Here is a 26,481-nt window from a genome sequence, read left to right on the forward strand (position 1 = left end):
CGGTGCGATCAGAACCCGGTGGGCTTCTTGAACTCGCCGGCCTCGCCGGCGGACAGGCCGTCCGCCTTCTCGAAGTCGGACAGCCCGCTGACCTCCACGTGGGTGGGATCGAGGACGCGCCGCAGGAAGAGCTTGGTGCGCTCGTTCTGCGGGTCGCCGATGACCTGGTCCGGCGGGCCCTCCTCGACGATGACGCCGTCGTCCATGAAGACGACGTGGTCGGCCACGTCGCGGGCGAACGCCATCTCGTGCGTGACCACGAGCATGGTCATGCCGTCCTGGGCGAGCTTGCGCATGACCGTGAGCACGTCGCCGACCAGTTCGGGGTCGAGCGCCGAGGTGGGCTCGTCGAACAACATCAGCGCCGGGTCCATGGCCAGGGCACGCGCGATGGCCACCCGCTGCTGCTGCCCGCCCGACAGCTGCGCCGGGTAGCTGGTCTCCTTCTCGGCGAGCCCGACGCGCTCGAGGTTGGCCCGCGCGGTCTTCTCCGCCTCGCCCTTGCCGCGCTTGAGGACGCGCCGCTGGGCGATCGTGATGTTGTCCAGCACCTTCAGGTGCGGGAACAGGTTGAACTGCTGGAAGACCATGCCGACCTTGCGGCGGGCCTTGTCGATGTCGACGTCGGTGTCGGTGACCTCCTCGCCCTCGACGAAGACCTTGCCGCTGGTGGGCTCCTCCAGCAGGTTGACGCAGCGCAGCAGCGTGGACTTGCCGGAGCCGGACGGGCCGATGATGCAGATGACCTGGCCGCGCTCGACGGTGAAGTCGATGCCCTTGAGGACCTCGTTGTCGCCGAACGACTTGTACAGGTCGCGGATCTCCACCATGTGGGTCATCGGATCACCGTGCCTTCGCCTGCCGCGCTTCCAGGCGGCGCACCAGGAAGCCCAGCGGGATCGTGATGGTCAGGTACGCGGCGCCGGCGACGATGTACGGCGTGGAGTTGGCGGTGGTGTTGGACAGGCTCTCGCCGAACTTGGTCAGCTCGTACTGGTCGGCGGTGAAGCCGAGGATGAAGACCAGCGAGGAGTCCTTGAACAGCAGCACCAGCTCGTTGGTCATCGGCGGGATCACGATCCGGAACGCCTGCGGGATGACGATCGAGATCATCGCGCGGGACCGTGACATGCCGAGCGAGCGCGCGGCCTCCAGCTGCCCCTTGGGCACGGCCTGGATGCCCGCCCTGATCGTCTCCGCCATGTAGGCGGCGGCGACCAGGCCGAGCCCGACCGAGACGTTGAAGAACACCCCGCCCGGCGGGTTGGCCATGTCGGGGAACGCGATCGGCACGCCGAAGCCGACCAGCAGCAGGATCAGCAGGGCCGGCAGGCCCCGGAAGATCTCGATGAAGACCAGGGCGAACCAGCGGTACGGCAGCACCGACGACAACCGCATCAGGCCGACGATCAGACCGAGCGCCAAGCCGACCACGTAGGCGGCCAGGGTGTAGAGGATGGTGTTGACCAGGGCGGTGCCGAACAGCCTCCCCCACTGGCCGTCCATCTTGCTGAAATCGAGGAAGTACTTGCTGATCGCGGCCCAGTCGGCGCCCAGGATCACGGCCAGCGCGAGCAGTACGAAGATCACGTACTGCGCGTAGAGGGTGACCTGGCGCTTCCGGCGGGGGCTGAGCCCGGTCCTGGCAGGGGCGCCGCCCCCGGCAGGACCGGGCTCTTGCAGGGTTGTCGTCATCGCGACGTATCAGCTCTCTGCGGGCTTGGACTTCGGCTCGGACCCGACCCACTGCTTGTAGAGCGCGGCCCACTGGCCGTTCCCCACCGTCTCAGTGATCGTCTCGTTGATGGTCTTCAGCAGGACCGGGTTGCCGCCCTTCTTGACCGCGAAGCCGTACTGGGCGCCGGTCGCGATGTCGGCCGCGATGGCGAACCCGTTGGAGACGTCGCTCTTCTTCAGCCAGTCGTTGACGACCGGGGTGTCCTGGAGGACGGCGTCGATCTGGCCGGAGACCAGGGCGAGGCGCTGCTTCTCGGAGTCCTTGTACTCGCGGGGCTTGAGGCCCTTGGCCTTGGCCATCTCCAGGCTCGTGGTGTCGGCCTGGACGCCCAGCTTGAGGTTCTGCGACTTGACGTCGTCGAGCGACTTGGCCGTGCCGCCCTTCTTGATCAGCAGGGTGATGTACTCGGGGAAGTAGGGCCGGGAGAAGTCCAGGCTCGCCTTGCGCTCGTCGGTGATCGTCATGCCGGCCGCGGCCACGTCGCAGCGGCCCGCGTTCAGCGCCGAGCCGCCCTTGATCGCGGCGAAGTCGATGTTGACGATCTCCTGGGTCACGTTGAGCTTCTTCGCCACCAGGTCGATCATGGAAACGTCGAACCCGACCGTCTTGCCGCCCTGGTCGAACTGGAACGGCGGGTACGGCAGGTTGGTGCAGACGGAGATCTTGCCGGCCTTGACCGGCTTGAACGCGGCGGCACCGCCCGCGTTGTTTCCGTCACCCTTCTCGTCGGCCGACTCGCCACAGGCGCTCAGCGCCAGGAGACCGGTCAGGGCAAGCGCAGCCGTGGCGACGACGCCACGACGCAGAGAACCAGTGATCACGGGTCCCCCTCCAGTTCAGATCTTGTTCGGACCCTGTACAGATCCAAAGGTCAAAGGCACATTTTGGCCTACACCGGGCGCGATCTGGATTAAGGCTCCGAAACAATCGGACAACAAGGCAGCCCGGCCTGGCGGATCGCCGGATTTCCAGTGACGATGAGTAAGATTGTTATCACGTTCCGGGGTGGACGTGATGCCTGCCACCTCACAGCCCCGGAGTCGGCGTCGTCAGATGTGGCACAATCGGACAACGGGTGACCCCCGTACGTCGCGAGATGCCCAACAAGGTGACGGCCAACAGACCGCACCTACGCGGCGGCATCGCCCGCAAACCCAATTCTCTGACAGGGGTCGCTGTGGCTGCTGAGCCCATTCCCAACGAACCACTCTCCTTCGACGACGATCCGGCCTTCCCGCTGCACCGCGGCGGCAAGCTCGAGGTGCGCTCGACCATTCCGGTGCGCGACAAGGACGACCTTTCCCTTGCGTACACTCCCGGAGTCGCGCGGGTCTGCACCGCCATCGCCGACAACCCCGAACTGGCCTACGACTACACCTGGACCTCCAGGGTGGTGGCGGTCGTCACCGACGGCACCGCGGTGCTCGGTCTCGGCGACATCGGCCCCGCCGCCTCCATGCCGGTCATGGAGGGCAAGTCGCTGCTGTTCAAGGAGTTCGCCGGAGTGGACTCGGTGCCGATCGCACTGAGCACGACCGACGTCGACGAGATCGTCGACACCGTCATCCGGATGGCCCCGAGCTTCGGCGGCATCAACCTCGAGGACATCAGCGCGCCGCGCTGCTTCGAGATCGAGGACCGGCTGCGCGAGGCCCTGGACATCCCGGTCTTCCACGACGACCAGCACGGCACCGCCATCGTGGCGCTGGCGGCGCTGACCAACGCGGCGCGGCTGATCGGCAAGCCGCTGAGCAGCCTGCGCGCGGTCGTGGCCGGCGCCGGCGCCTCGGGCATCGCCGTCTCGCAGATCCTGATCAACGCCGGCATCGGCGACATCGCGCTGTCGGACAGCAAGGGCCTGATCTACGAGGGCCGCGACGGCCTCAACCCGATCAAGGAGCGGATCGCCGCGATCACCAACCGGTCGCACCTCAAGGGCTCGACCGAGGAGGCGCTGCGCGGGGCCGACGTGTTCATCGGGCTGTCGGGCAGCACGGTCCAGGAGTCGTGCATCGCGACGATGAGCGAGGACGCGATCGTGTTCGCGCTCTCCAACCCGACGCCCGAGGTGCACCCCGACATCGCCCGCCGGCACGCCCGGGTGGTCGCGACCGGCCGCAGCGACTTCCCCAACCAGATCAACAACGTGCTGGCGTTCCCCGGCATCTTCAAGGGCGCGTTCGACGTGCGCGCGCACTCGATCACCGAGAACATGAAGCTGGCCGCGGCCGACGCGATCGCCGGCATCGTCGGTGACGCCCTGTCCCCCGACTACGTGATCCCGAGCCCGTTCGACGACCGGGTGGCCCCGGCCGTCACCGCCGCGGTGGCCGCGCGGGCGCGCGAGGACGGCGTCGCCCGCCTCTGACCCGAGGCACCCGAGCCGCACGGCCCGTGGTCCCCGATCCGGGATCACGGGCCGTCATCGTCCGCGGGGCCGGCTGACGACCTTGAAAACTCCGCCCGGAACGCACCAAAGCCAGCAAATTGCCTGTGATCAGTTCCGAGTACCGCACAATATTTCATGTTCCGTCATGACCGCTTCTGTCGAGACGGCCGCCGAAGGTGTAATACTCGGCGTGGGGGAATCACACACAGACGATTCATACGATCAGGTCGACTCCGTCAGGAGCGAACGTGGACCTCGCCTCTTACGCGGACCTGGCGATCGAACTCGTGAACACGCAGGGCCCGAACGGCGACAGGCTGCGTGATCTCGACGGGTTGCGCGATCTGCTGGAGATCCGGCCCCACCTGGGCGGCCGGCTCGCCCACCGCGACCTCGACGCCATGCGCGATCTGCGCGCCCAGCTTCGCGCGATCTTCGTCTCCGCCGCGACCGGAGACGACGAGGACGCGATCGAACGCATCAACTCCCTGCTGATCCAGCATCCGGTGCATCCGCAGCTGACCGACCACGACGCCCAGCGCTGGCATCTGCATCTCAACGAGGGCGGCTCGATCTACGACCGTTACGCGGCGTGGGCGGCGATGGGCCTGGCCGTCAAGATCAGTGACCGGGGCCTGGACCGGCTGGGGATCTGCCGTGCGGACGACTGCGCGCGGGTGTTCTTCGACGCCACCGCCAACCACTCGCAGCGCTACTGCTCCGACCGTTGCGCCGGGCGCCCCAGCAGCGTGGCCGCGGCCCAGCATCCGCCGCGGACGACCGCCAGCGCGACGCTCGGGCCCGACACGCCCGTCGCGGCCCGGATCGGGGCTCAGGAGGGCGGCCTGCCGCGGCGCGCGGCGAAGACCGAGACCCGCGAGGGCGGCCAGTAGCGGGCGACGACCCGCCCGAGCACCAGCTCGTCCGGCACCGCGCCCCAGTTCCAGCTGTCCTGGCGCCCGCGCGCCTCCTGGTTGTCGCTCTCCAGCCACCAGCCGTCGCCGTCCCTGAACGCGACGCGCTTCACGACCACGGTCCCGCTCTCGCGCGGGTGCCGCGCGACGACGACGTCGCCGACCGCGACCCGGCCGCCCCTGCGCACGACCAGCGCGTCTCCCGGCCGCAGCGCGGGCGTCATCGAGTCGCCGGCCACGGCGACGGCGCGCCACGGAATCCGGATCACACTTTTGCCCTTCGCTGTGCAACGACCCGCATGACCCGCTCCTTGGCGGATATGACAGCCCTGGGAGAACGCTTCACGGGCGATATCGGGCGATTCGCCAGGATCCGGTCCTAGGGCCAAAGTCCGAGTGCCCTGCCCGTACGCCCTCCTGGCCACAAGAGTAATGTCGATGACCTGAGCATGATCCGAAACGAGGGAAGGGAAACGCAGGTGCTCCGCAACCTTCTGCGTCCGAAGACCACGGTCTCCGCGCACTGCGACCTGCCGTGCGGTGTCTACGACCCGGCGCAGGCCCGGATCGAGGCCGAGTCGGTCAAGGCGATCATTGAGAAGTACGAGGCCAACGAGGACCCGGCCTTCCGGGCCCGCGCGATCGTCATCAAGGAGCAGCGCTCCAACCTGGTGAAGGAGCACCTGTGGGTGCTCTGGACCGACTACTTCAAGCCGCCGCACTTCGAGAAGTACCCGCAGCTGCACCAGCTGTTCAACGAGGCGACCAAGCTGGCCGGCGCGGCCGGCACCAAGGGCAGCCTCGACGTCAAGGTGGCCGAGGACCTGCTCGGCAAGATCGCCGAGATCGACAAGATCTTCTGGGAGACCAAGCAGGGCTGACCGCCCACGGCCCGCGCCCGGCAGGGCGCGGCGCGGCTCGACCAGCATGCGGGGGCCGGCCGGACGCACGACGTCCGCCCGGCCCCCGGCACGTTCCGGCGCCTCGCTAGCCTGTCAGGCATGATCCGCCCTGCGACTCCTGACGACGTTCCCTCGATCCTGCGCCTCGTCCACGACCTCGCGGCCTACGAGAAGGCCCCCGACGAGGTGAAGGCCACCGAGGACGACCTGCGCACCGCCCTCTTCGGCGCGGACCCGAAGGCCTTCGCCCACGTGGCCGAGCACGAGGGCGAGGTCGTCGGCTTCGCGTTGTGGTTCCTCAACTTCTCCACCTGGCTCGGCAAGCACGGCATCTACCTCGAAGACCTCTACGTCGATCCCGCGATGCGCGGCCACGGCTACGGCAGGGCACTGCTCACCCGGCTGGCGCGGATCGCCGTCGAGCGCGGGTACGGCCGGGTGGAGTGGTCGGTCCTCGACTGGAACACCCCGGCCATCGGCTTCTACGAGTCGCTCGGCGCGGGGGCGCAGGACGAGTGGACCGTCCACCGCCTCACCGGTGACGCGCTGCGCCGCCTCGGCGCGGAGAGCGCCTGACGGCCGCGGCTCAGAGAGCGCCCAGCGGCACGGCGGGGTCGGCCCAGCGTTCGTTCGGCACGAGCGGATACCAGCCGGGCCGGCCCGGGTCGCGGTCGTAGGGGTAGCCGCCCAGCTCGCGGTAGAGCTCGACGTACTCGGCGACCTTGTCACGGTCCAGCCTCACGCCGAGGCCCGGCCCGGACGGCACCGCGATCCGCCCGCCGTCGTAGGGCAGCTTCCCGCCCTCGATCACGTCGCCCGCGAGGTGGTGGTAGTGGGCGTCGGCGGCGTACGTGAGGTTCGGCAGCACCGCGCCCAGGTGCAACATCGTGGCAAGCTGGATGCCGAGCTCGCCGGACGAGTGCACCGAGACCCCCACCTGGAACGTCTCGCAGATCCCTGCCGCCTTGACGCACGCCCGGATGCCGCCCCAGAACGTGGTGTCGAGCAGGACGACGTCCGCGCTGCGCCGCAGCACGTTGGCGGCGAGCTGCTCGAAGTTGACCACGACGGTGTTGGTGGCGAGCGGCACGTCCACCCGTTCCCGGACGAGCCGCAGCCCCTCCAGCCCCCAGACGGGGTCCTCGAGGTAGTCGTTGGCGACGTGCTCGATCGCCTTCCCGAACCGCACGCCCTCGTCCATGCTCAGCACGGCGTTCGGGTCGTACCGCAGCCGGTCGCCGGGGAACGCCTCGGCCAGGGCCAGGTAACACTCCAGCTCGTAGTCCGGCGGGAACACCCCGCCCTTGAGCTTGTGGACCGTGAACCCGTGCTCGGCCTTGAGCGCGCGGGCGTGCTCGACGAGCTGCCCGGGCGTGCGCACCTCCGGGACACCGCTGGCGCCCGGATACCGGTAGAAGAGGTACGAGGCGAACGGCACCGAGTCGCGGATCCTGCCGCCGAGCAGGTCGTACGCGGGGACGCCGAGGTGCTGCCCGAGCAGGTCGATGCAGGCGAACTCGATGGCCGCCAGCATCTGCGTGCGGTTGTTGTAGAGGCTGGCCGTCGGGTTGGCGATCTTGAACCGGAGCGCCTCCAGCTCGAAGGGGTCGTGCCCCTCCAGGTAGGGCGCCAGCGCGCGGAACGCGGCCTCGGCGCTCTCGCCCCCGCCGCCCATCTCGCCCAGGCCGACCAGCCCGTTGTCGGCCTCGACCTCGACGATCGTGCGGACGAACCGCCCCCAGTGCGCCCCGTTGCTGTGCAGCAGCGGGGCTTCGAGCGGCACCGCGACGGTGGTCGCCCGGATGTCGGTGATCTTCATCTACTGGTTCCCCTTCACCGTGACGGCGACGATCCCGCACGCGGGCAGGCGGACGATCGCGGCGCCGTCCCGGACGGGCGCCTCCTCGGCGTCGCGGCCGAGACCGGAGTCGACGACGGCGCCGCGCAGCCCGGGCGCCCGCAGCCCGGCCTCCACCGGCCCGTCGGCCAGTGACCGCAGCCGGACGACCAGATCACCGTCCGGATCCCGCCCGATCGAGCTGATCAGCACGTCCGGGTCGTCCACGCTGACGAACGTCGAGGTCGCGGGGGCCGCGCCCGCAGCCGCCGTCCCGTCGCCGGTCAGCAGGGTCGCGACGAACGTGTCGGTGAGCCCGGCCGCGGTGGCCGCGCCGAGCCGCCGCCCGGGCACGCCGCCCGCCGCGGACCCGACGGCGTAGTGGAACGTGGTCTCGCCCGACTGCTGCGACGGGAAGTTGGTGTCCCAGATGTTGTTGAGCGCCCACGAGTAGACCGTGGCGGGCTCGACGTCCAGCGTCGGCGGGAACGGCGCGTACGGCATGTGGATCGAGCCGAACTGCACCAGCGGCGCCTCCAGCGTCGCCCACGCCACCGTCAGGCCGGCGTCCTCGAACGCGGTCCAGTGCCTGATCGGCCGCATGTGCTCGGCCGAGCCCGGCACGCTGGGCACGTGGGTGCCGCCGACGCCGCCGGTCAGCTCCCAGACCGAGGGCGGACCGCCGACCGCGAACGGGAAGGAGAAGAACACCGCCTCCTTGGCCGCCGTCGGCTGCTTGCCCAGCTGGAAGCGGATGTCCAGGCGGGGCACGCCCGCGTACAGGTCGATCGTGGTCCGCAGCCAGTCGACGCCCTTGCCGGTCAGCTCCACGACCAGCCGCTCCCCCGCCGGGGTGCGTTCACACCTCACCACTCCGGCGTGCCGGCCGATGGCCCGGTCGCCCAGCAGCGTCTTGTCGTGCACGAGCATGTGCCCGGACAGGTGGTTGAAGTGCGGGGCGGTCGCGTAGCGGTCGTAGATGTACTGCCCGAATCCCGCCGCGGCGTCGGCGTTGACGAGCTCGCGCCCGGCGTTCTTGTCGAAGACCGAGCTGATGTGGCCCTCGGCGAGGTCGTAGGTCACCCGGTAGTACTCGTTCTCGATGACGCCGTCGCGGCCGAGGTCCTCCGGCTCGGGGACGGGCGCGTCGCCGCGCACCACGTCCAGCCGCACCTGGCCGTGGCCGGGAACGTCCGCGACGATCGCCTCGATGTGCCGGCCGATCGGCCGGGTCGGCCACTCCTCCGGGTCGACCTCGTCCTCGCGGTGCGGCACCGGCTCGCCGGTCCGCGCGTCCACCAGCCGGATCGGCACGTCCACCGCGACCACGTCGCGCGGCAGGAAGGCGCGCGCCACGTCGGTGCGGGCGAACGTGCCGGGGTTGACCACCGCGAACGAGGCGAGCGCGTCCGGCGCGGGACCCTGGAACGCGCCGAACCGCCGCGCGCCCGCCTGGAGCAGGTCGAGGGCGTCGTCGTACGCCTGGTAGCCGACGCCCGACTTGCGGGTCCACTGCAACCCGCCGGAGTCGGTGCCCTCCTCGGCGTCCTCCCACGGGTTGGCGGCGCCCCAGGTGTGCTCGTCGAAGAGCGCGGCCTTGTCGTAGGCCTCGTCGAAACCGGCGGCGAAGCCGCTCCCGGGAGCGGGTGGGCCCGCCTCCCCGCCGGCGGCACCGGCACCGGCCAGCGAGTGCAACGTCTCGGCGGTGCGCAGCACGTTCTGCGCGCGGCGCACGTACCCGAGCGGGCGGGCGCCCGAACCGAGCCCGTCGGCCCACCAGTCGGTCCAGTCGCCCTCGTGCACCTGGAGCTCGCCGAGGTGGTGCTCCTCCACGTGCTCGAAGAAGTCGGCGTTGGTCGCCATCCGCAACCGCGGGTAGGCCCAGGTCTGGTTCCAGCGGCGCGCGATCTCGGCGGGCATGATCGACGGCCCGGCGTTGTCGGCGTGCGCGCCCTGCACGCGCAGGTGCACGGCGTCCAGGACGTCGGGCGCCTTGGCCGCGCCGACCTGGCCGGGCGCCGCGTACCAGCCGAACGTGCCCGGCCCGTACGGGTAGGGCCGGTCGGCGAGCGAGCCGAGGTAGCGCGGCAGCAGGTCCTCGGCGAGGTCGTAGCCGTCGACCAGGCCGACCGTGTTGCCCTCCATGTAGGCCATGCCGTGCGGGGTGTCGGTGAACCACACCAGCAGCTCGCGGCCGCTGGGCGCGCGCCAGCGGAACGGCCGGCCGAGCTTGTCGCCGCCGGTGATGTACGGAACGGAGCGGCCGGCCCAGTTGTGGGCGGCCGCCAGGTAGCGCACCCCGGCCGCGTTCAGCGCGTCGACCACGCCGACGACGGCGCCCGGGATGTCGGTGTGCATCGCCGACCGCACGTCGATGCCGTACGCCGAGCGCAGCTGCTCGACGAAGCGCAGCTGGCGGTACAGCTCCTCGACCGAGCAGGCCTCGGTGTGCAGCTGCATCGGGAACGCGGTGACCTCGATCTGGCCCGCCCGCGACGCGTGCACGAAGTCGGCGACCATGTCCTCGGGCCGGGCGGCGAGCCAGCGCAGCGCCGGCATCGACGACTCCACCGACCAGCGGAACCGGGCGTCGTCCGGCCAGTCGGCGGTCTCCTTCGACAACCGGAGGGCCGCGTCCAGGTAGTCGAGGTGGTGCCGCAGCACCGTGCCCTGCGTGTCGGTGTAGCCGATGTCCAGGTGGGAGTGGTGCACGACGAAGACGTTCCACTTGCGCTGCGGCGTCACGTCCAGCGGCGCCGCCCCGACCAGGCCGGCGGCGTCGCGCACCCGCAGGGTCAGCCGCCGCGTCCCCGCGACCTCCGGGACGAGCAGCGTCGCCCGGCCGTCGTCGCCGGTGCGCCCCTCGGCGACGTTCGCCCCGTCCCCGTCCTCCAGGGCCAGGTCGAGACCGGCGGCGGCCTCGCCGGTCACGTCGATCCGCACGACCTGCCGCAGCGCGTCGCCGTCCCGCCGGAACAGCGGCGGCACGGCGGCCCGCACGGTGAGCCCGCGCACGGCGATGACCTCGGCCGAGGAGTCCTGGCGCAGTGCCTCGCGGATCCCGTCGTAGTCGGGCGATCCGAGGCTGGCCTGCAACAGACGGCTCGTCATATGTGTGATTCCCCTTGAGAGCGTGAGGAGGTGTGGAGCATCTAGAGCTGGGCGATGGACAGACCCCGGGCGAAGAGCCGCTGGGTCGCCAGGAAGAGCACGACGGTCGGCAGCGAGACCAGGAGCCCGGCGGCCAGCGCGACCGGCACCGGGGTGCCCGCGTAGACGTCGGAGGTCAGGGCCGCCAGCTCGGCCATCACCGGCCGGGCACTCTCCGACTGCGTCAGCGTCAGCCCGAACAGCAGGTCGTTCCAGGTGAACGTGAACTCGAAGATGAACACCGCGGCCAGCGCCGGCCAGGAGACCGGCAGGAAGATCCTGAAGAAGACGCTCAGCGTGGACGCGCCGTCCATGCGCGCCGCCTCGTAGATCGAGGTCGCCACGCCGCCGAAGAAGTTGCGCATCACCAGCGCCGCGAACGGGATGTTGATGGCCAGGTGGATGAGGACCATCCCCATCCGGGTGTCGTACAGCGGGGTCTTGCTGTAGCCGACGAACAGCGGCACCAGCAACATCTGGAACGGGAAGATCGTCCCGCCGTAGATGAGCATGAACCAGGCGAAGCCGTGCTTCAGCCGCAACACCACGATCGCGTAGCCGGCGAGCGCGCCGAGCAGCACCGCGAGCGCGGGCGACACCACCGCGTAGAGCAGCGTCTGCCCCACGCTCTGCAGGATGTCGGTCGACTCCCAGACCTGCGTGACGTTGTCGAAGAACCCGAACCCGCCGGACGGCTTCATCGCCTCGGACGGCTTGTAGGCGTCGGACGGGCGGATCGCGTTGACCACGATCAGGTACGTCGGGAACAGCCAGATCAGCCCGAGCACCACCAGCACGCCGCGGCGCGCCACCTCGTAGGGGCGCATCAGATCTCCTCCTTTCCGATCTGACGGCGCATGTAGGCGTACGACGCGAGGCCGGTGACCGTGGTCAGCAACACCGCGACCGCCGAGCCGTAGCCGTACTCGTCGGCGACGAACACGTCGCGGTACATGGTCACCGCGAGCGTCTCGGAGGTCCGGCCGGGACCGCCCTGGGTCATCGTCCAGACGATGTCGAACGTCTTGAGGCTCGCCACCAGCGCCAGCCCGACCACGACCGTGGTCAGCGGGCGCATCTGCGGCCACAGGATGTGCCGGAACAACCGCCAGCCGGAGGCGCCGTCGATCCGGGCGGCCTCGATCGGGGCGCGCGGGATCGACTGGAGGCCGACGACGAAGAGCAGCATGTTGACGCCGAGCTGCTGCCAGGTCCACACCATCAGCATCGCGATGGTGTTCTCCGGGCCGTCGTTGAGGAACGACATGTCGCCGCCCGGCATCCCGAAGAAGGAGAGCACCTGGTTGGCGACGCCCTCCGGCTGGAGGATGAAGCCCCAGACCAGGCCGAGCCCCGCGCCGGACATCGCGTACGGCAGCAGGAACGGCAGGCGGTACCACGGCCCGCCCTTCACGTCGTACGACAGGACGGCGACCATCAGCCCGAGGCCGACCGGCAGCACGGTGGTCCCGACCACCCACACCAGCGTGTTGCGGATCGAGGTCAGCAACGCCGGGTCGTCGAGCATCCGGGTGTAGTTGTCGATGCCGATGAACTCCGGCGAGCCGAGCCCGTCGTAGCGGGTCAGGCTCAGCCAGGCCGTCCACACGAACGGCAGGTAGAGCAGCACCGCGACGACGAGCAGCGCGGGCGACACGTACCCGTACCGGAAACGGCCATAGAGGGCGAACGGAGCGCCGCCGACGCGGTCACCACCCGACCGGCGGCGTCCGTTCCCCGAGCCGCGGCGCCTCGTGGCGCGCGCCGCGGCCGTCTTTGTGTCGGAAGACTGCAAGGTCATAAGCCCGGCTCAGTCCCTTCTGGGGGGCGACCCCCAGGCCCCCGAGAGCTGATGGACCATCCTCGCTTCGCTGCGGTGGTCCATCAGTTCCCAGCCGTCTTCCAGTACTGCTCGTTGGCCTTCTGGATGGTCTCCAGCACCTTCATGTAGGTGTCCGGCTTGACCGTGAAACCGCTGAGCCCGTCCAGCGCGGCGGTGAGCACCGGCGGCGGGGCCGCCTCGAAGTAGCGCTGCACCAGCCGGTACTGGCCGTTGGCCGCGTCCTTGGTGATCTGGCCGAGCTCCGGCTGGGCGATCTTCACCCGGGGGTTGCCGGACACGTCGCCGCGCGAGTTGGCCCACTTCTCCTGGGCGGCGGGGGTGACCCACCACTTCAGGAACTTGGTGCTGGCCTCGGCGTCGGGCGCCTTCTTCAGCGAGCAGAGCGGGCCGCTCTCGAAGACGAGGGAGGTCTTGGGCAGCGCCGGGTTGACGTTCGGGATGAAGAAGAACCCGTAGTCCTTGCCGAGCTCCAGCTTGCGCTGGGTCATGCTGGTGTTGAACCAGGTGCCGGACGAGACCATGGCGGCCTTGCCGCTCTTGAAGTGGTCGGCCGGGTCGGCCTTGTCGCCGGGGTTGCTGAACCAGCCCGCGTCGATCATGGTCTTCCAGCGCTTCATGACGTCCACCACGCCGGGGTCGGTGTAGGACGCCTGGCCGGTGCCGAGCTTCTCGTACAGGTCCGGGTTCGTCCCGGCGAGCAGCTGCTCGAACCACACGAACGAGAACAGCGACGTCGGGGTGGTGTGGTTGAACGGCGTCTGCCCCTCGGCCTTGAGCGTCCGGGCGATGTTCTCCAGGTCGGCCCAGGTCTTCGGCGGCTCGAGCTCGTACTTCGCGAAGATCTTCTTGTCGTAGAACATGCCCCAGTAGGCGGTGTTCAGCGGGACGCAGTACTGCTTGCCGTCGATCGTGTAGTACTTCGACAGGTCGGCGGACAGGTCGCCGGTCTTGATGGCGGCCTGCCAGATGTCGCTGGTGTCGGCGACCTGGTTCTGCTTCACGATCTCGGCGAGCCGGCCGCCGGTCGACCAGGTGAACAGGTCGGGCTTGACCTTGGTGCGGAACGACGCCTTGATGAACGCGGTGTAGGTCGGCTCGTCGGTGTAGCCGACCGGCTTCATGCCGAGCCCGATCTCCTGCTTCGACTGGGCCCCCATCTGGTCGAAGAACTGCGACCAGGCTCCCTTGTCGTTGTAGAGCTTGATCTCGGACTTGGACTCGCCGGAGTCGTTACCGGACGAGCAGCTCGCCAGGGCCAGCATCGCCGCGCCCGTCGCGAGCGCGGTCACCCGCAGACGCATCGACGGCATCATGGGGGCCTCCTAGATGTGGGGTGGGGTCGCCAGGAGTCGGATTCGGTGTCGGTGATCGGTGCCGAAGAACTCGATGACCTCGTGGAACGGTGCGAACGAGGGGTCGGCGTGGGGACCGCCGGTCCTCGCGGACGGGCGGCCGAAGGGTGGGTCGGGGGTTTCGGGTCAGGCGAGCCGGGCTTCGATGACCCTCTTGACGTCCAGCAGGTGCGCGCGCATGAGCTCCTCCGCGCGCTCGGCGTCCCCGGCCTCGATGGCGCCGAGGATCCCCCGGTGCTCGTCGTGGTCGCGGGCCCGGTCGTCGAAGATGCGCAGTATCTCCCGCTGCTCGGCGGCGTGCACCGAGAGCAGCGAGTCGATGACCTCGTTGAGCACCTCGTTGCCCGCGGCCTTGGCGGTCGCCCGGTGGAACGACCGGTTGGCCTGGTCGAGCTCGGCGTCCGCGCCGTCCAGGTGGCAGCCGGCCTGGTCGAGGACGGCGCGGAGGGTGGCGAGGTCGGAGGGGTCGGCCCGGCGGGCGGCCATCGCCGCCACCGGGGGTTCGATGAGCAGCCGGGCGTCCAGCAGCTGCAGCAGCTGGTCGGCCTTGAGCTCGCGGAAATTGGGGTTGGGGATGACGACGCGTTCGAGGTCGGCGCCCACGTAGATGCCCGAGCCGTGCCGCATCTGCACGGCCCCGGTGGCCTCCAGCCGGCGCAGCGCCTCGCGCAGCGTCGGGGTGGTCACCGCGAACCGTTCGGACAGCTCGCGGGCCGAGGGCAACCGGTCGCCGGGCCGCAGCCCGCCGGCGCGGATCAGCTCCAGCACGCGCTCGGTGAGCGCGTCGGAGAGACTGGGCCGGGCGACATCCTGAGCCATCGGTACCTCTACCTCGGTCATCCTGAAGAAGTTAAGTCATCTAATCACTTGATGTACTGCACTGTCCAGGGTCCGGAGGAAATGCCCGCCGGAGCGCCGCGCGCTGACCTGCGAGGGCCTCCCGCGCGACCGCGGCCTGGAGCACGCCGTCGAACCCGTGGTAGACGCCCGGCACGTGCCGCAGCTCGGTCGGCACGCCCGTACGGATGAGCCGCAGCGCGTATTCGAGGTCCTCGTCGCGCAGCGGGTCGACCTCGGCGGCGAGCACGTACGCGGGCGGCAGCCCCGTGAGGTCCGCCGCGCGCGCCGGCGCCGCGTACACAGGCGCGTTCCCGTGGTGCGGGCCCAGGTAGTGCCGCCACATGTGCCCCGCGTCCGTGCGGTTGAACAGCGGCGGCTCGGTGTACGCGCGCATCGAGGGCGTGTCCATGCGGTCGTCCAGCACCGGGTAGACGAGGAGCTGGAACACCAGCGGCGGCCCGTTCTCGTCGCGGGCCTTCAGCGCGACCCCGGCGGCCAGGCCGCCGCCCGCGCTGCCGCCGCCGACGCCGATCCGCGCGGGATCGACGCCGAGCTCCGCCGCGTTCTCGTGCACCCACACGGTCGCCGCGTAGGCGTCGTCGAACGGCGCGGGATACGGGTGCTCGGGCGCCAGCCGGTAGTCCACGGACACGACGACGAGCCCGGCCTCGGCGGCGAAGTCGAGGCAGCGGACGTGCTCGTTCTCCAGGTCGCCCGTGACGAAGCCGCCGCCGTGGAAGTAGACGAGCGCCGGGAGCGGCCCGGCCGCCTCCTTCGGCCGGTAGATCCGGACGGGGACCGGGATCTCGCGGTCCTCCCAGCCGGCGCGGTCGTCGGACACCGGCTCCGACAGAACGTCCACCAGGGCCCGCATCGCGTCCCGCGCCTTCACCGGGTCGGCCAGCCCGACGGGCGGCATGCCCGCGAGGGCCTCCATCAGCTCGGGATCCATGCCGGAGGCTCTCATCCGGAGACCGGGACGTTGATGAAGCGCGGCCGGTAGACGGTCACGTCCTGGTAGTTCTCGTTCTGCTCGCCCGTGGTGTCGTCCAGGGTGTTGTGGTTGTACGACACGACGAGGTTGTTCGCGGTCGTCAGCGAGGCGTGGACGTGCGAGTTGTAGCTGTAGTGGAGCGGCTCGGCCTGCGGCGCCGTGTAGACCGTGCGCTCGTCGGTGAACGGCCCGGCGGGCGAGCACGACAGGTAGGTGTCGATCTGGGCGCTGAACGCCTCCTTGGTGTCGTGCGTCAGCAGGATGTAGAAGTTCCCGCGCTTGGTGACGCTGAACTCGTTGGAGATCCCGCTGAGCACCCGGACCGCCGACGACTCCGTCTCCGGCCACGTGCCGTCCGACGCCAGGTAGGTCCACTTCCCGCGCAGGTCGGTGCCGAGGACGCGGGCGACGTACAGGTGCTTGCCGCCCGTCCCCAGGTCCTCGGTGCCGTAGATGTAGGTGTAGCCGCCGTCCTTGAGGAGCGCGGAGCCCCACATCACGCCCTTGCTGGACGGGAGGTCGGTCACCGAGACGGGCTGGTTGAGGTTGGCGGTCGAGAAGCGCGCGAGGACGTTGCGCTCGAACTTGAGGTCCCAGGCCGTGGTGCCGTGCCAGTACTCGCGGTAGGGCTGCTGGACCTCGCCGCCGTTCACGGTCAGGTCGGCGGCCCAGTAGAGGTGGGAGCCGTCGCGCGGGGGCAGGAGCGCGGTGGGGGCCGCGGCCGTCCCGCCGTGCGCGGTGGTCATGGAGCCGTTCGTGGCCCGGACGACGAAGGTGTTGTTGGGGAACGGCGTGGTCCCGCCGTCGGCGATGGTCATCGGGCGGGAGCCGTTCGACCTGACCTCGCCGAGGAAGGTGTCGGAGAACCCGAAGACGATCCGGTTGTCGGGGAGCTTCACCGAGTAGGTGCTGTCGGCGCCCGTCCAGTCGTCGAGGCGGGTGTTGTCGTTGCCGTACGCGGTGAACGCGTTGTTGAGCGAGGTGTTCGGCGAGGCGGTGCCGAAGGTCGGCGCCGCGCTGCCGTTGCAGGTCGGCGCGGCGGCGGAGGCGGAGGCCGCCGGGGCTGCGAGGAAGGCCGCCAGGAAGGCCGAGGCGGCCGTGATGCGGGCAGCACGAAGGGCGAGGGGACGCATGCGAAGACTCCTTGCTGGGGGGTGAAAAGGAGAGATCGGTGCTGGGGGCGGACGGGGAGATCGGTACCGGGGCTGGGAGATCGGTTAGATGTCGAACGTGCTGATGTGCCAGCGGCCGAGGTTCGCCACGTACGCGGTGGTGCCGTTGAACGCGAGGTTGGTCGGGTGGCAGAGGAGGTGGGCGGTGGGGTCGTGCACGACGGTCTCGACCCGTCCATCGGGCCGGATCCGCAGTACCTGGCTGGGCTCGTAGCAGGCGACGTACAGCAGGCCGTCGGGGCCGAAGGCGATCCCGTCGGGCACCGTCCCGGGCAGCTCGGCGACCAGGCTCCGCTCCCCCGCGCTCCCGTCGGGGCCGATCTCCACCCGGGTCACGCCGGGCCGGAACGACTCGACGACGTAGAGGGCCGACTCGTCCGGAGCCATCGCGAGCCCGTTGGCGAAGTCCACCGGGCGCTCGTCCCAGGCCTCGCCCATCCCGTCCATCGTGTACCGGAACACGGCCGGTCCCGGATCGTCGACGCGGCGGCTGTCGGAGACGTACATCCGCCCGTGCCGGTCGAACACCGCGTAGTTGGGGTTGGCGAACCGGTGGCCGCCCGCCCCGTCGGCGAACAGCTCCACCTCGCCCGAGGCCAGGTCGAGCCGGAACACCCCGGGATGGACGATGTCGCAGATGAAGAGGAACGAGGCCGAGGGGTCGAACGCGATGCCGAGCACGAAGCCGTTGGTCGTGGCCACCTGCTCGATCCGCGTGCCGCCGGGGTCGAGGCGGTAGATCTGCCCGGCCTCGCCGCCGCACCAGACGCTGCCGTCGCGCGGATGCACGGCGACGCCCTCGGGGTGGTCCAGCCGCGGGCTGGTGAACAGCCCGTCGAAGAAGACGCGGGCGGTGGTGAGCGGGGCGGGCATCAGACCTCCGGGAGGGCGGCGGGGTTGCGGGCGAGCAGGCCGCCGTCGACGCGGTGCTCGGCCCCGGTGATGAACGAGGAGCGCGGCCCGGCCAGGAACGCCACCAGCTCGGCGACCTCGGCGGCTTGCGCGACCCGGCCCAGCGGATGGGCCCGTCCCCATTCGGCGACCTGGTCGTCCTGTCCGGTGTCGCCGCGGAACAGGTCGGCGGCCCAGCGCAGCATGGGGGTGTCGACCGAGCCCGGGCAGACCACGTTCGCCCGGATCCCGTCGGCGGCGTGGTCCAGCGCCATCGCCCGGGTCAGCCCGTTGATCGCCGACTTGCTCGCGGTGTAGGCGGCGACCCGGTCCTGGGAGGCGAACGCCTGGACCGACGACATCGTGACGATCGTGCCGCCGCCGCGCCGCCTAAGCTCGGGGACCGCGGCCTTGCACACCAGGAAGACGCCCTTGAGGTTGACCCCGAGCACCTGGTCCCAGAGCTCCTCGGTGGTGTCCTCGACCGTGCCGTACCGCTGGATCCCGGCACAGGTGACCACGGTGTCGAGCCCGCCGTGCCGTTCCACCGCCGCCCCGACCAGGTCGCGCATCGCCGCGGCGTCGGTCACGTCGGCGACGACGCCGGTCACGTCGAGGCCCTTGCCCCGCAGCTCGCCCTCGGTGTCCCGCACGGACTCGCCGATGCCGCAGAAGACGACCGCCGCGCCGTCCCCGGCCAGCCGCTCGACCACCGCGCGGCCGATGCCGAGCGACCCTCCGGTCACGACGGCGACCCTGCCGCCGAACTCCCCGCTCACGCGTTCTCCTTGTCATCGTCATCCATGACGCTCGCCCGCAGCCACAGCGGCCTGGTCTCCCGCGGGCGCAGGGTCAGCGCCGATCCGTTCCGCACCGCCTCGGCCAGGCCCTCGGTCGGGTAACCGGCGAACGGCTCGAGCCCGACCACGTACGCCCGGCCCCACCAGGGGTACTCGCCGATGGAGCCGAGCTCCCGCCACAACCACAGGTGCTCCAGGACGGTGGCGTCCCAGGCCACCCGCAGCCCGAGCGCGGACTCAGGGTCGGTGATCTCGTACCAGCCTTCCGGGCCGAAGCCCGTCAGGTAGTGGATGTCGCTCGGTGCGCCGTGGTCGGGGACCACGGTCAGGTCCTCGCCCGCCTCGACCCCGTCCGGCAGCCGGATGCGGTGCCCGGGACGCAGGAACGGGGTGCCGAAGACGATGTGGTGGCCCCACATGACGTCCACCGCGACGTCGGCCTCGTTCGTCAGCTCCTCGTCGATGCTCAGCTCGGCGCTCCCCGAGACCAGGCGGAACGTCTTGACGACGCGCAGCGGCATGCGCCGGGCGCGCACGGTCAGCCGCACCGCGACCTCGTTCGGATAGTCCGCGACGATGTCGACGTCCCAGGGCAGCCCGGCGACCTCGCCGTGCTGCGCGAACGCCACGCCCTGGTGGATGCTCGGCATGCCGCCGTTGGGCAGCACCTCCTGCCAGCCGCCCTCGTAGTGGTCGAGGAAGGCGGCCACGTCGTCGGAGGCACCGCCCGCGACGTCGCGCGGGTTGCGGACGCCGTCCGGCGACAACCAGACGAAGTCCATGTCCCGCCGCTTGTAGCAGAACTCGGCGACGTCACCGCCCTTGTCCGCGAGCACGGTGACGCGCAGGAGCTCGTTCTCCAGCACGACGGCGCGCATGCCGAACCAGGTGGTCTCGTGCAGCCGGGCGCCCCAGTTGCGGGCCGGGCGGTGACGTCGGTAGGTCATCGGCGGTCACTCATCTCTCAGCGGAACCTCACGTCCACGAAGCGGGGCCGGTAGATGCTGGTGTCCTTGTAGTGGTCGGTGTTGACCAGGGTGTTCACGTTGTACGACACCACGAACCGGTTCCCGGAGCCCAGCTCGGGGTGGGCGTGGGCGTTGTAGGTGAACACGTTGGGGTTGCCGTAGCTGCCGGTCGCGCCCGTCTCCGGCGTGGTGTAGATCGTGGTCTTGCCGGTGAACGGCCCGTCCTGGTCGCAGGAGTAGTACGCGACGATCCTGGTGCTGAACAGCTCGGTGGTGTCCTGGGTGATGAGGACGTAGCCGCGGCCGAGCCTGCTGACGCTGTACTCGTTGGCGACGCCGTCCATGATGCGGGCCGAGTCGGCCTCCTTCCTGGACCAGGTGCCGTCGCCCTTGGCGAACTCCCAGGTGCCCTTGAGGCTGTTGCCGCGCACCCGGGCCAGGTGCATGTACTTGGTGTTGCCCTTGTCCTCGACGCCGTAGACGTAGATCGTGCGCCCGGCGCGCTCGATCCAGGACGCCCAGGAGATGCCCTTGGACGAGGGCAGCTGCGTCACGCTGGTGGGCTTGTTCAGCCTCTTGGGCGAGAACTGCGCCAGCACGTTGCGCGACCAGCGCCAGTCCCAGATGCCGGGGCCGAAGCGTTCGTACTCCTGGTAGGTCGCCTGGACCTTGCCGCCCGCGGTGACCGCGTCGCCGGCCCAGTACCAGTGGTCCTTGTCCCGCGGCGGCATGATCGCCTTGGGCGCGTCCTTGGTGCCGCCGGTGACGGTGGTGAGCTTCCCGCCGTCCTTGATGACGAACGTGTTGTTGAGGAACGGGGTGGTGCCGCCCTCCTCGATGACCGGCGACCGCGAGCCGTCCGCGTTCACCTTGCCGAGGAAGGTGTCGGAGAAGACGAACGCGAGCCGGCCGTCGGGCAGCCGCGTGGAGTAGGTGCCGTCCGCGCCGGTCCAGTCGTCGACCCGGCCGTTGTCGGTGGCGTACCGGGTGAAGAGGCCGTTGAGCTCGGCGTGCGGCGCGGAGCTCGCGAACTCCGGCATCGGCTTGCCGTCGCACACCAGCGGCGCCTGGGCCGCGACCGTCGTCCGCGGTTGGGCGGCGGACGACGGGGCGGAGGCTCGGGCGGGGGCGAAGGCGGTCGTGGTGAGGACGAGGGCGGCCAGCGCACCGGCCGTCAGGGTGGTTCGTCTGCACGATTCCATGGGCCAGAAGTCTGGTCATTAGATGACTTGTTGTCTAGATGTATCGTGCTGCCCATGACGACGCGCGTGACCCGGGCGCCCCGGGTGGCCCTCATCGGCGAATGCATGATCGAGCTCCGGCACCTGTCGGCGGACCGGCTCGCGCTGGGCTACGCCGGCGACGTCTTCAACACGGCCGCCTACCTCGCGCGCAGCGCCGCCCCCGGCACGGTCGACGTGCAGTTCGTCTCGGTCACCGGCGACGACCCCTACAGCCTGGCGATGCGCGAGCACTGGCACGCGTACGGCGTGCGCGACACGTACGCGCGCGTCCTGCCCGGCGGCAAGGCTGGCCTCTATCTCATCCGCACCGACGAGCGCGGCGAACGCACGTTCCAGCACTACCGGCGCGGCTCGGCGGCGCGCGACCTCTTCGGCCCGGACCAGCCCGCCGGGATCGACGACGCCATCGCCGGCCACGACCTGGTCTACCTGTCGGGCATCACGCTCTCGATCCTGACCGAGGCGGCCCGCGCACGGCTGGTGGACGTCCTCGCCGAGACCCGCCGCCGCGGCGGGCGCGTCGCCTACGACGGCAACTACCGGCCGAGTGGCTGGTCCTCGCCGCGGGAGGCCGCCGGCGCCGCGAACGCCGTCCTCGCGCACACCGACATCGCGCTGCCGAGCCTGGACGACGACCGGCTCGTGCACGGCGACGGCGACGTCGGCGCGTGCGTCGCGCGCCTGCGCGCCGCCGGGGTCGGCGAGATCGTGGTCAAACTCGGCGAACGGGGCTGCGTCATCGCCGGCGAACGTTCCCTGGAGGCGGTGCCGGCCGTCGCGGGCGCCGCCGTCGTCGACACCACCTCGGCGGGCGACGCGTTCAACGGCGCCTACCTGGCCGCGCGCCTCGCCGGCGTCGCCGCGCGCCCGGCCGCCGAGGCGGGGGCGCTCCTGGCCGCCGAGGTCATCGGTCACCCCGGCGCCCTCCTCCCCCTCCAGCCCGTCCAGGACCAGCCCGTCTAGGAGCGGCCCGTCCAGGACCAGCCCGTCTGAGAACATCCGGGCCAGGAGCATCCGGGCCAGGCGGCGTGCCGGGGCGGGCCGGCACGCCGCGGGCCGGTGATCAGGTCCAGGCGGGGGCGGCGGCGAACGGGAAGTGCTCGCCCTCGAGGTAACGCGGCAGGGGCTGGTAGGCGTTGACGCCGGCCTCGCCGCGCAGGTGCAGGGCACTCGGGAACGGCTGCGGCTCGGCGGTGATCCGGGTCGACGTCGGGATGTACCGGATGGTCAGCCCGCAGCGGCGGTGCGGCGAGGTGTTGGCGTTGCTGCCGTGCATGATCCCCGGGTGGTGCACCTCCACGTCCCCGGGACGCAGCACCATGTCCACCGCCTGCGACTCGTCCACCGCCACGTCGCTCTCGACGTTGAAGACCGCGTCGTCGGTGGCGAGCTCCCGGACGGCGTGCAGCTCGCCGCGGTGCGAGCCGGGGATGACGCGCAGGCAGCCGTTCTCCGGGGTGGAGTGGTCGATCGCGAGCCAGAGCGTGACGACGCGCATCGGGTCGAGCGGCCAGAACGCGCCGTCCTGGTGCCACAGCACGGCCTTGCCGGTGTGCGGCGGCTTGGAGATGTAGTGCGAGGCGAACAGTGCGATGTCCGGGCCGATGAACCGTTCGGCGATGTCCAGGAGACGGTCGTCGGAGACGAGCCGCACCCAGAACGGGTCGCGGGCGACGAGCTCGGTGGACAGGTCCTCGCCGCTGCGTCCCGGATAACGCTCCTGGAGCCATCTGACGTGCTGGTCGGCCTCGGCGACCAGGTCGGCGTCCAGCACGTTCCGGAAGATCGCGTAACCGTCCGTGTCGTACTTCTCCATGAGATCCATGAGCCGCAAGATATCTAGAGACCAAGTCATCTAGTCAATAGTTCGGCAGGCTCCAACGTGATCCTTTCCTCTCGGAAGTCACGTTTGGAGAGAGAAGCACCGGGTCCTGCCGCGAATCCGTGGGAAAGCCACGCGCGGCGGTGTCTCGCTGGAGGCCCTGTAAGCGGTAGTTTCGAAGGCAGCGGGACTACCCAGATAGGGAGTGACGTGACCGAGGAAACCGCTGCGATGCCGGCCAGTACGAAGTTGTCCCTGCGCGACGTGGTGACGGTGAAGCTGCCGGCCGCAAGTGCTTACCTGTCCGTATTGAGGACCGCCACGGCGGGACTCGCGGCCAGGCTGGACTTCACGCTGGACGAGATCGAGGACCTGCGCATCGCCGTAGACGAGGCCTGCGCCATGTTGCTCGCCCAGGCGGTCCCAGGGACCGACCTGACGTGCGAGTTCGAGCTGACCGGGGACGCGATGCGCATCTCCGTGTCGGTGCTGACGGTCGAAGGCAGGGAGCCCAGCCGCGACACCTTCGCGTGGACGGTTCTCTCGTCGCTGGCCGGCGAGGTCGACTCACGCGTGGGTGCCGACGACCGGGTGACCGTGACGCTGCAGAAGCGCCGCGGCGCGGCGGGGGCCCCGTGACGGAAAAAACTACTCAGGTGGCCGGGAGCACCGGCGGCGAGCGCTCCGAGAGCAGCGGGGTCCCGGACCGCGCGCGTGCCAGGGCGCTGTTCGAGCGGCTGGCCGAGCTGCCGGAAGGTGACCCGGAGCGCCAGCGCATCCGCGACCAGCTGGTGGAGCTGCACCTGCCGCTGGTCGAATATCTCGCCCGCCGCTTCCGCAACCGCGGCGAGTGGCTCGACGACCTGATCCAGGTCGCCACGATCGGGCTCATCAAGTCGATCGACCGTTTCGACCTGAGCCGTGGCGTGGAGTTCTCCACGTACGCGACGCCCACGATCGTCGGCGAGATCAAGCGGCACTTCCGCGACAAGGGCTGGGCCGTGCGCGTGCCGCGCCGGCTGCAGGAGCTCAAGCTGTCGCTCACCAAGGCGATCAGCGACCTCGCCCAGCGCGAGGGCCGGGCGCCGACGGTGAGCGAGCTCGCCGCGCACCTGCAGATGAGCGAGGAGGAGGTGCTCGAGGGCCTGGAGTCGGCCAACGCCTACTCCACCGTGTCGCTCGACGCCCCCGACTCCGGCGACGAGGACGCGCCCGCGGTGGCCGACTCGCTCGGCATGATCGACGAGTCGCTGGAGGGCGTGGAATACCGCGAGTCCCTCAAGCCCCTGCTGGAAAAGCTTCCCGCGCGCGAGAAGCGGATCCTGCTGCTGCGGTTCTTCGGCAACATGACCCAGTCGCAGATCGCCGCCGAGCTCGGCATCTCCCAGATGCACGTGTCGCGGCTGCTCGCCCGCACCCTCGCCCAGCTGCGCGAAGGCCTCACCGCCGACGAGTGACCCCCGGGCCCGGCAGCGGGACGTCAGGCATCGGAGCGTGGACGCCGGTCCGCGCTCCCGTTGCCGTCCCCGGTCTCTGACGTCCCGTCGTTCCCGCCGTCCTCGTCCTCGTCCTGGTCCTCGTCGTTCGCGTCGCGGACCAGCCAGGCGGTGCTCGGCGGGCTGAGGGCGGCGACCAGCGCCAGGACGGCGACGACGGCGAGCGGCACGCCGATCAGGTACTGCTCGCTCTGCCACAACGACCAGGCGATCGGCAGCGCGAAGAGCTGGGTCAGCACGGTCGGCGCGCGGCTCCAGGGCTCGGCGCGCAGCAGGCCCCGGGCGCACCCGAGCATCCCGGCGCCCCCGGCCAGGGCCAGGACGGTCACCGCGATCGCGGTCGCGGGGTCGACCGCCTCGCCGAGAAGGGTCTCCACCCCGACGAAGAGCCCGAATCCGATCGCGGCGGCACCCTCCGCGGCCTCGAGGGCGGCTGCGGCGTTCACGGTCATGGGACGCTGGGACACAACCCGAAACCCTACCCGGCACCCCGCCGGACCCGGGCATGAGGCGGCGCGCCCGGCCCGGACCCGGGGACCTCGCCCGGCTCGGGCCTGAGGACGGGGTCACGATGGATACGCTGGCGCCGTGCGCGCCATGCTCATCGCCAACCCCAAGGCGACCTCCACGTCACGGCGAGCCCGCGACATCCTCGTCCGGGCCTTCACCGGCGACCTCGACCTGCACCTCGCCGAGACCGGCCACCGCGGCCACGCGACCGAACTCGCCCGGCAGGCCGCCGTGGAGGGGTACGACGTCGTGGTGGCCATGGGCGGCGACGGCACGGTCAACGAGGCGGTCAACGGGCTGCTGGCCGAGGGCCCGTCCCCCGACCTGCCCGCGCTGGCCGTCCTCCCCTGCGGAAGCGCCAACGTCTTCGCCCGCGCGATCGGCCTGCCCAACGACCCGCTCGCCGCGACGCGGCCGGTGCTCGAGGCGCTCCGGGCGGGCCGCCACCGCAGCGTCGGCCTCGGCACCGCCCGCCTGCCCGACGGCTCCGAGCGCTACTTCACGTTCTGCGCGGGGGTCGGGCTGGACGCCGAGGTCGTCCGGGAGGTCGAGCGCCGCCGCGTCACCGGGGCGAAGGCCGACCCGTCGTTGTACGTGCGCACCGCCATCCGGCACTTCTTCGCCGGCACCGACCGCCGCCGGCCCGCGCTCACCCTCGAACAGCCCGGCCGCCCCGCCAAATCCGGCCTCTTCTTCGCGTTCGTCTCCAACACCTCGCCGTGGACGTTCATGGGCCGGCGTCCGCTGAATCCGAGTCCGCGCGCGAACTTCAACCGCGGGCTGGATGTGTTCGGAATGCGTTCGATGGACGTATTCCCCATGGCGGGCGCGCTGGCGCAGTTGTTGCTCGGGGGTGAGCGGCCCGTTCAGGGCAGGCGCGTGCTCAACGTGCACGACGCGGCGGAGGTCACGCTCGCCGCGGAGCGTCCCGTGGCGTTCCAGCTGGACGGCGACTACCTTGGTGAGCAGGAGAACATCACGTTCCGATCGGCGCCCAAGGCGATACGCATTGTCATATGAGGCTGATCACAGCCACTGTTAACGACAAAGCAACAAGCCCGACTCACTGATGTGACACATACGACACCCATACCTTGAGAAACCTTTCTCAAAGGTCTTGCGTCTGCCCTGGCGGCCCTGAAACGCTCAAAGTGCGCCAGCCGACAGGGGCCCAGTGCTGTCAGCCTCCTGATCGCAGCGCCGCAGCACCATCACCCCTGGACACAAGCCCTCGCGGCTCGGGGTGTTCGCGACATGTGAAACCGTTCACAAGTGGAGGCTCATCATCTCCACGCTGACGAAGGAGTGGACCGCATGGACTGGCGCCACCGCGCAGCCTGCCGTGACGTGGACCCCGAGCTGTTCTTCCCGATCGGCAACACCGGGCCCGCGATCCTGCAGATCGAAGAGGCCAAGCAGGTATGCCGCAAGTGCGACGTCACCGACGCCTGTCTCCGCTGGGCCCTCGAGTCCGGCCAGGACTCCGGCGTCTGGGGCGGCATGGGAGAGGACGAGCGCCGCGCCCTCAAGCGCCGCAACGCCCGCGCCCGGGCCCGCGCCAACGCGAACGCCAACCTCTGAGCCGTACGCGGCCGCTCCGCATGCACGCGAACAACTGA

At 70.4% G+C, this 26,481-nt stretch carries 27 protein-coding genes; 9 read left to right on the plus strand and 18 right to left on the minus strand.

Annotated features, from left to right (window positions below; translation table 11 throughout):
• Window positions 1-8 precede the first annotated feature (8 nt).
• Genes ABZ810_RS30680 through ABZ810_RS30690 form a run of 3 tightly spaced genes read right to left on the minus strand, consistent with a single transcriptional unit; the run spans window position 9 to window position 2,559 of the window.
• A complete protein-coding gene (locus tag ABZ810_RS30680) occupies window positions 9-839 on the minus strand; it encodes an amino acid ABC transporter ATP-binding protein (RefSeq protein WP_358409267.1) in 831 nt (276 codons plus the stop codon).
• 4 nt (window positions 840-843) lie between these two features.
• The gene (locus ABZ810_RS30685; RefSeq protein ID WP_358409269.1) at window positions 844-1,695 is read right to left on the minus strand and encodes an amino acid ABC transporter permease; all 852 of its coding nucleotides are present in this window, start codon (window positions 1,693-1,695) and stop codon (window positions 844-846) included.
• A 9-nt stretch (window positions 1,696-1,704) separates the two neighbouring features.
• A complete protein-coding gene (locus ABZ810_RS30690) occupies window positions 1,705-2,559 on the minus strand; it encodes an ABC transporter substrate-binding protein (RefSeq protein ID WP_358409270.1) in 855 nt (284 codons plus the stop codon).
• Window positions 2,560-2,915: 356 nt separating this feature from the next.
• Here ABZ810_RS30690 and ABZ810_RS30695 point away from each other — a divergent pair, with 356 nt between their 5' ends.
• Both ABZ810_RS30695 and ABZ810_RS30700 read left to right on the plus strand, forming a co-directional pair.
• Complete coding sequence (locus tag ABZ810_RS30695) at window positions 2,916-4,106, plus strand: NADP-dependent malic enzyme (protein ID WP_358409271.1); 1,191 nt, start codon at window positions 2,916-2,918, stop codon at window positions 4,104-4,106.
• Window positions 4,107-4,375: 269 nt separating this feature from the next.
• The gene (locus ABZ810_RS30700) at window positions 4,376-5,020 is read left to right on the plus strand and encodes a CGNR zinc finger domain-containing protein (RefSeq protein WP_358409272.1); all 645 of its coding nucleotides are present in this window, start codon (window positions 4,376-4,378) and stop codon (window positions 5,018-5,020) included.
• Here the strand turns inward: ABZ810_RS30700 and sodX are convergent.
• Complete coding sequence (gene sodX / locus ABZ810_RS30705; RefSeq protein WP_358409273.1) at window positions 4,960-5,310, minus strand: nickel-type superoxide dismutase maturation protease; 351 nt, start codon at window positions 5,308-5,310, stop codon at window positions 4,960-4,962. The genes ABZ810_RS30700 and sodX overlap by 61 nt on opposite strands.
• Window positions 5,311-5,520: 210 nt before the next feature.
• Between sodX and sodN the strand changes: the two genes are divergently transcribed.
• Both sodN and ABZ810_RS30715 read left to right on the plus strand, forming a co-directional pair.
• Window positions 5,521-5,922 carry a superoxide dismutase, Ni gene (sodN, locus tag ABZ810_RS30710; protein WP_358409274.1) on the plus strand — a complete coding sequence of 134 codons (402 nt, stop codon included), beginning with the start codon at window positions 5,521-5,523 and terminating at the stop codon, window positions 5,920-5,922.
• A 120-nt stretch (window positions 5,923-6,042) separates the two neighbouring features.
• Window positions 6,043-6,519, plus strand: coding sequence for a GNAT family N-acetyltransferase (locus ABZ810_RS30715; RefSeq protein ID WP_358409275.1), 477 nt, complete (start codon window positions 6,043-6,045; stop codon window positions 6,517-6,519).
• 10 nt (window positions 6,520-6,529) lie between these two features.
• Here ABZ810_RS30715 and ABZ810_RS30720 read toward each other — a convergent pair whose 3' ends face one another.
• The 12 genes from ABZ810_RS30720 to ABZ810_RS30775 all read right to left on the minus strand — a co-directional run bounded on the left by ABZ810_RS30720 (window position 6,530) and on the right by ABZ810_RS30775 (window position 20,992).
• Entirely contained in the window at window positions 6,530-7,762 is a 1,233-nt protein-coding gene (locus ABZ810_RS30720) for an enolase C-terminal domain-like protein (protein ID WP_358409277.1), read from the minus strand.
• Window positions 7,763-10,891 carry a glycoside hydrolase family 38 C-terminal domain-containing protein gene (locus ABZ810_RS30725; RefSeq protein WP_358409278.1) on the minus strand — a complete coding sequence of 1,043 codons (3,129 nt, stop codon included), beginning with the start codon at window positions 10,889-10,891 and terminating at the stop codon, window positions 7,763-7,765.
• 41 nt (window positions 10,892-10,932) lie between these two features.
• Window positions 10,933-11,757 (minus strand): carbohydrate ABC transporter permease, encoded by an 825-nt coding sequence (locus tag ABZ810_RS30730; protein ID WP_358409280.1) that lies wholly within the window; start codon window positions 11,755-11,757, stop codon window positions 10,933-10,935.
• Entirely contained in the window at window positions 11,757-12,731 is a 975-nt protein-coding gene (locus tag ABZ810_RS30735) for a sugar ABC transporter permease (protein ID WP_358409281.1), read from the minus strand. Before ABZ810_RS30735 ends, ABZ810_RS30730 begins: the two co-directional genes overlap by 1 nt.
• Window positions 12,732-12,814: 83 nt before the next feature.
• Window positions 12,815-14,074 carry an ABC transporter substrate-binding protein gene (locus tag ABZ810_RS30740; protein ID WP_358409282.1) on the minus strand — a complete coding sequence of 420 codons (1,260 nt, stop codon included), beginning with the start codon at window positions 14,072-14,074 and terminating at the stop codon, window positions 12,815-12,817.
• 177 nt (window positions 14,075-14,251) lie between these two features.
• Window positions 14,252-14,965, minus strand: coding sequence for an FCD domain-containing protein (locus ABZ810_RS30745; RefSeq protein WP_358409284.1), 714 nt, complete (start codon window positions 14,963-14,965; stop codon window positions 14,252-14,254).
• Between the two features lie 19 nt (window positions 14,966-14,984).
• A complete protein-coding gene (locus tag ABZ810_RS30750; RefSeq protein ID WP_358409286.1) occupies window positions 14,985-15,917 on the minus strand; it encodes an alpha/beta hydrolase in 933 nt (310 codons plus the stop codon).
• An 11-nt stretch (window positions 15,918-15,928) separates the two neighbouring features.
• Window positions 15,929-17,092: a DUF4185 domain-containing protein gene (locus ABZ810_RS30755; RefSeq protein ID WP_358409287.1), complete on the minus strand. Its 1,164-nt coding sequence runs from the start codon at window positions 17,090-17,092 to the stop codon at window positions 15,929-15,931.
• Between the two features lie 84 nt (window positions 17,093-17,176).
• Window positions 17,177-18,004 carry an SMP-30/gluconolactonase/LRE family protein gene (locus ABZ810_RS30760; protein WP_358409289.1) on the minus strand — a complete coding sequence of 276 codons (828 nt, stop codon included), beginning with the start codon at window positions 18,002-18,004 and terminating at the stop codon, window positions 17,177-17,179.
• Window positions 18,004-18,801 (minus strand): SDR family oxidoreductase, encoded by a 798-nt coding sequence (locus ABZ810_RS30765; RefSeq protein WP_358409291.1) that lies wholly within the window; start codon window positions 18,799-18,801, stop codon window positions 18,004-18,006. The genes ABZ810_RS30760 and ABZ810_RS30765 overlap by 1 nt, the downstream gene beginning before the upstream one ends.
• Window positions 18,798-19,769: a DUF4432 family protein gene (locus ABZ810_RS30770; protein ID WP_358409292.1), complete on the minus strand. Its 972-nt coding sequence runs from the start codon at window positions 19,767-19,769 to the stop codon at window positions 18,798-18,800. The genes ABZ810_RS30765 and ABZ810_RS30770 overlap by 4 nt, the downstream gene beginning before the upstream one ends.
• Window positions 19,770-19,786: 17 nt before the next feature.
• On the minus strand, window positions 19,787-20,992 hold the full coding sequence (locus ABZ810_RS30775) for a DUF4185 domain-containing protein (protein ID WP_358409294.1): 1,206 nt from the start codon (window positions 20,990-20,992) through the stop codon (window positions 19,787-19,789).
• Between the two features lie 54 nt (window positions 20,993-21,046).
• On the opposite strand from ABZ810_RS30775, the gene ABZ810_RS30780 reads away from it, so the two are divergent.
• Window positions 21,047-21,997, plus strand: a complete 951-nt coding sequence (locus ABZ810_RS30780) for a sugar kinase (RefSeq protein ID WP_358409295.1) — start codon at window positions 21,047-21,049, stop codon at window positions 21,995-21,997.
• 100 nt (window positions 21,998-22,097) lie between these two features.
• Here the strand turns inward: ABZ810_RS30780 and ABZ810_RS30785 are convergent, their stop codons facing one another.
• A complete protein-coding gene (locus tag ABZ810_RS30785) occupies window positions 22,098-22,859 on the minus strand; it encodes a phytanoyl-CoA dioxygenase family protein (protein ID WP_358409296.1) in 762 nt (253 codons plus the stop codon).
• A gap of 207 nt (window positions 22,860-23,066) precedes the next feature.
• Between ABZ810_RS30785 and ABZ810_RS30790 the strand changes: the two genes are divergently transcribed.
• Both ABZ810_RS30790 and ABZ810_RS30795 read left to right on the plus strand, forming a co-directional pair.
• Window positions 23,067-23,495: an anti-sigma factor gene (locus ABZ810_RS30790; protein WP_358409298.1), complete on the plus strand. Its 429-nt coding sequence runs from the start codon at window positions 23,067-23,069 to the stop codon at window positions 23,493-23,495.
• 17 nt (window positions 23,496-23,512) lie between these two features.
• Window positions 23,513-24,313: an RNA polymerase sigma factor SigF gene (locus ABZ810_RS30795; protein ID WP_358409300.1), complete on the plus strand. Its 801-nt coding sequence runs from the start codon at window positions 23,513-23,515 to the stop codon at window positions 24,311-24,313.
• Between the two features lie 23 nt (window positions 24,314-24,336).
• On the opposite strand, the gene ABZ810_RS30800 is transcribed toward ABZ810_RS30795, so the two are convergent.
• Window positions 24,337-24,819, minus strand: coding sequence for a hypothetical protein (locus ABZ810_RS30800; protein ID WP_358409302.1), 483 nt, complete (start codon window positions 24,817-24,819; stop codon window positions 24,337-24,339).
• Window positions 24,820-24,940: 121 nt separating this feature from the next.
• Between ABZ810_RS30800 and ABZ810_RS30805 the strand changes: the two genes are divergently transcribed.
• Together ABZ810_RS30805 and ABZ810_RS30810 are read left to right on the plus strand one after the other, a co-directional pair.
• Complete coding sequence (locus ABZ810_RS30805) at window positions 24,941-25,882, plus strand: diacylglycerol kinase family protein (RefSeq protein ID WP_358409303.1); 942 nt, start codon at window positions 24,941-24,943, stop codon at window positions 25,880-25,882.
• A gap of 294 nt (window positions 25,883-26,176) precedes the next feature.
• Window positions 26,177-26,443 carry a WhiB family transcriptional regulator gene (locus ABZ810_RS30810; RefSeq protein ID WP_358409304.1) on the plus strand — a complete coding sequence of 89 codons (267 nt, stop codon included), beginning with the start codon at window positions 26,177-26,179 and terminating at the stop codon, window positions 26,441-26,443.
• Window positions 26,444-26,481: the final 38 nt, after the last annotated feature.

This window comes from Spirillospora sp. NPDC047279 (assembly GCF_040643285.1).
Lineage (GTDB): Bacteria > Actinomycetota > Actinomycetes > Streptosporangiales > Streptosporangiaceae > Spirillospora.

Bases quoted from the DNA above. Each gene is read 5' to 3' on its own strand.
- ABZ810_RS30680 (WP_358409267.1), bottom strand. From the start codon at position 839: ATGACCCACATGGTGGAGATCCGCGACCTGTACAAGTCGTTCGGCGAC.
- ABZ810_RS30685 (WP_358409269.1), bottom strand. From the start codon at position 1,695: ATGACGACAACCCTGCAAGAGCCCGGTCCTGCCGGGGGCGGCGCCCCT.
- ABZ810_RS30715 (WP_358409275.1), top strand. From the start codon at position 6,043: ATGATCCGCCCTGCGACTCCTGACGACGTTCCCTCGATCCTGCGCCTC.
- ABZ810_RS30720 (WP_358409277.1), bottom strand. From the start codon at position 7,762: ATGAAGATCACCGACATCCGGGCGACCACCGTCGCGGTGCCGCTCGAA.
- ABZ810_RS30725 (WP_358409278.1), bottom strand. From the start codon at position 10,891: ATGACGAGCCGTCTGTTGCAGGCCAGCCTCGGATCGCCCGACTACGAC.
- ABZ810_RS30730 (WP_358409280.1), bottom strand. From the start codon at position 11,757: ATGCGCCCCTACGAGGTGGCGCGCCGCGGCGTGCTGGTGGTGCTCGGG.
- ABZ810_RS30735 (WP_358409281.1), bottom strand. From the start codon at position 12,731: ATGACCTTGCAGTCTTCCGACACAAAGACGGCCGCGGCGCGCGCCACG.
- ABZ810_RS30740 (WP_358409282.1), bottom strand. From the start codon at position 14,074: ATGCGTCTGCGGGTGACCGCGCTCGCGACGGGCGCGGCGATGCTGGCC.
- ABZ810_RS30745 (WP_358409284.1), bottom strand. From the start codon at position 14,965: ATGACCGAGGTAGAGGTACCGATGGCTCAGGATGTCGCCCGGCCCAGT.
- ABZ810_RS30750 (WP_358409286.1), bottom strand. From the start codon at position 15,917: ATGGATCCCGAGCTGATGGAGGCCCTCGCGGGCATGCCGCCCGTCGGG.
- ABZ810_RS30755 (WP_358409287.1), bottom strand. From the start codon at position 17,092: ATGCGTCCCCTCGCCCTTCGTGCTGCCCGCATCACGGCCGCCTCGGCC.
- ABZ810_RS30760 (WP_358409289.1), bottom strand. From the start codon at position 18,004: ATGCCCGCCCCGCTCACCACCGCCCGCGTCTTCTTCGACGGGCTGTTC.
- ABZ810_RS30770 (WP_358409292.1), bottom strand. From the start codon at position 19,769: ATGACCTACCGACGTCACCGCCCGGCCCGCAACTGGGGCGCCCGGCTG.
- ABZ810_RS30775 (WP_358409294.1), bottom strand. From the start codon at position 20,992: ATGGAATCGTGCAGACGAACCACCCTGACGGCCGGTGCGCTGGCCGCC.
- ABZ810_RS30780 (WP_358409295.1), top strand. From the start codon at position 21,047: ATGACGACGCGCGTGACCCGGGCGCCCCGGGTGGCCCTCATCGGCGAA.
- ABZ810_RS30785 (WP_358409296.1), bottom strand. From the start codon at position 22,859: ATGGATCTCATGGAGAAGTACGACACGGACGGTTACGCGATCTTCCGG.
- ABZ810_RS30810 (WP_358409304.1), top strand. From the start codon at position 26,177: ATGGACTGGCGCCACCGCGCAGCCTGCCGTGACGTGGACCCCGAGCTG.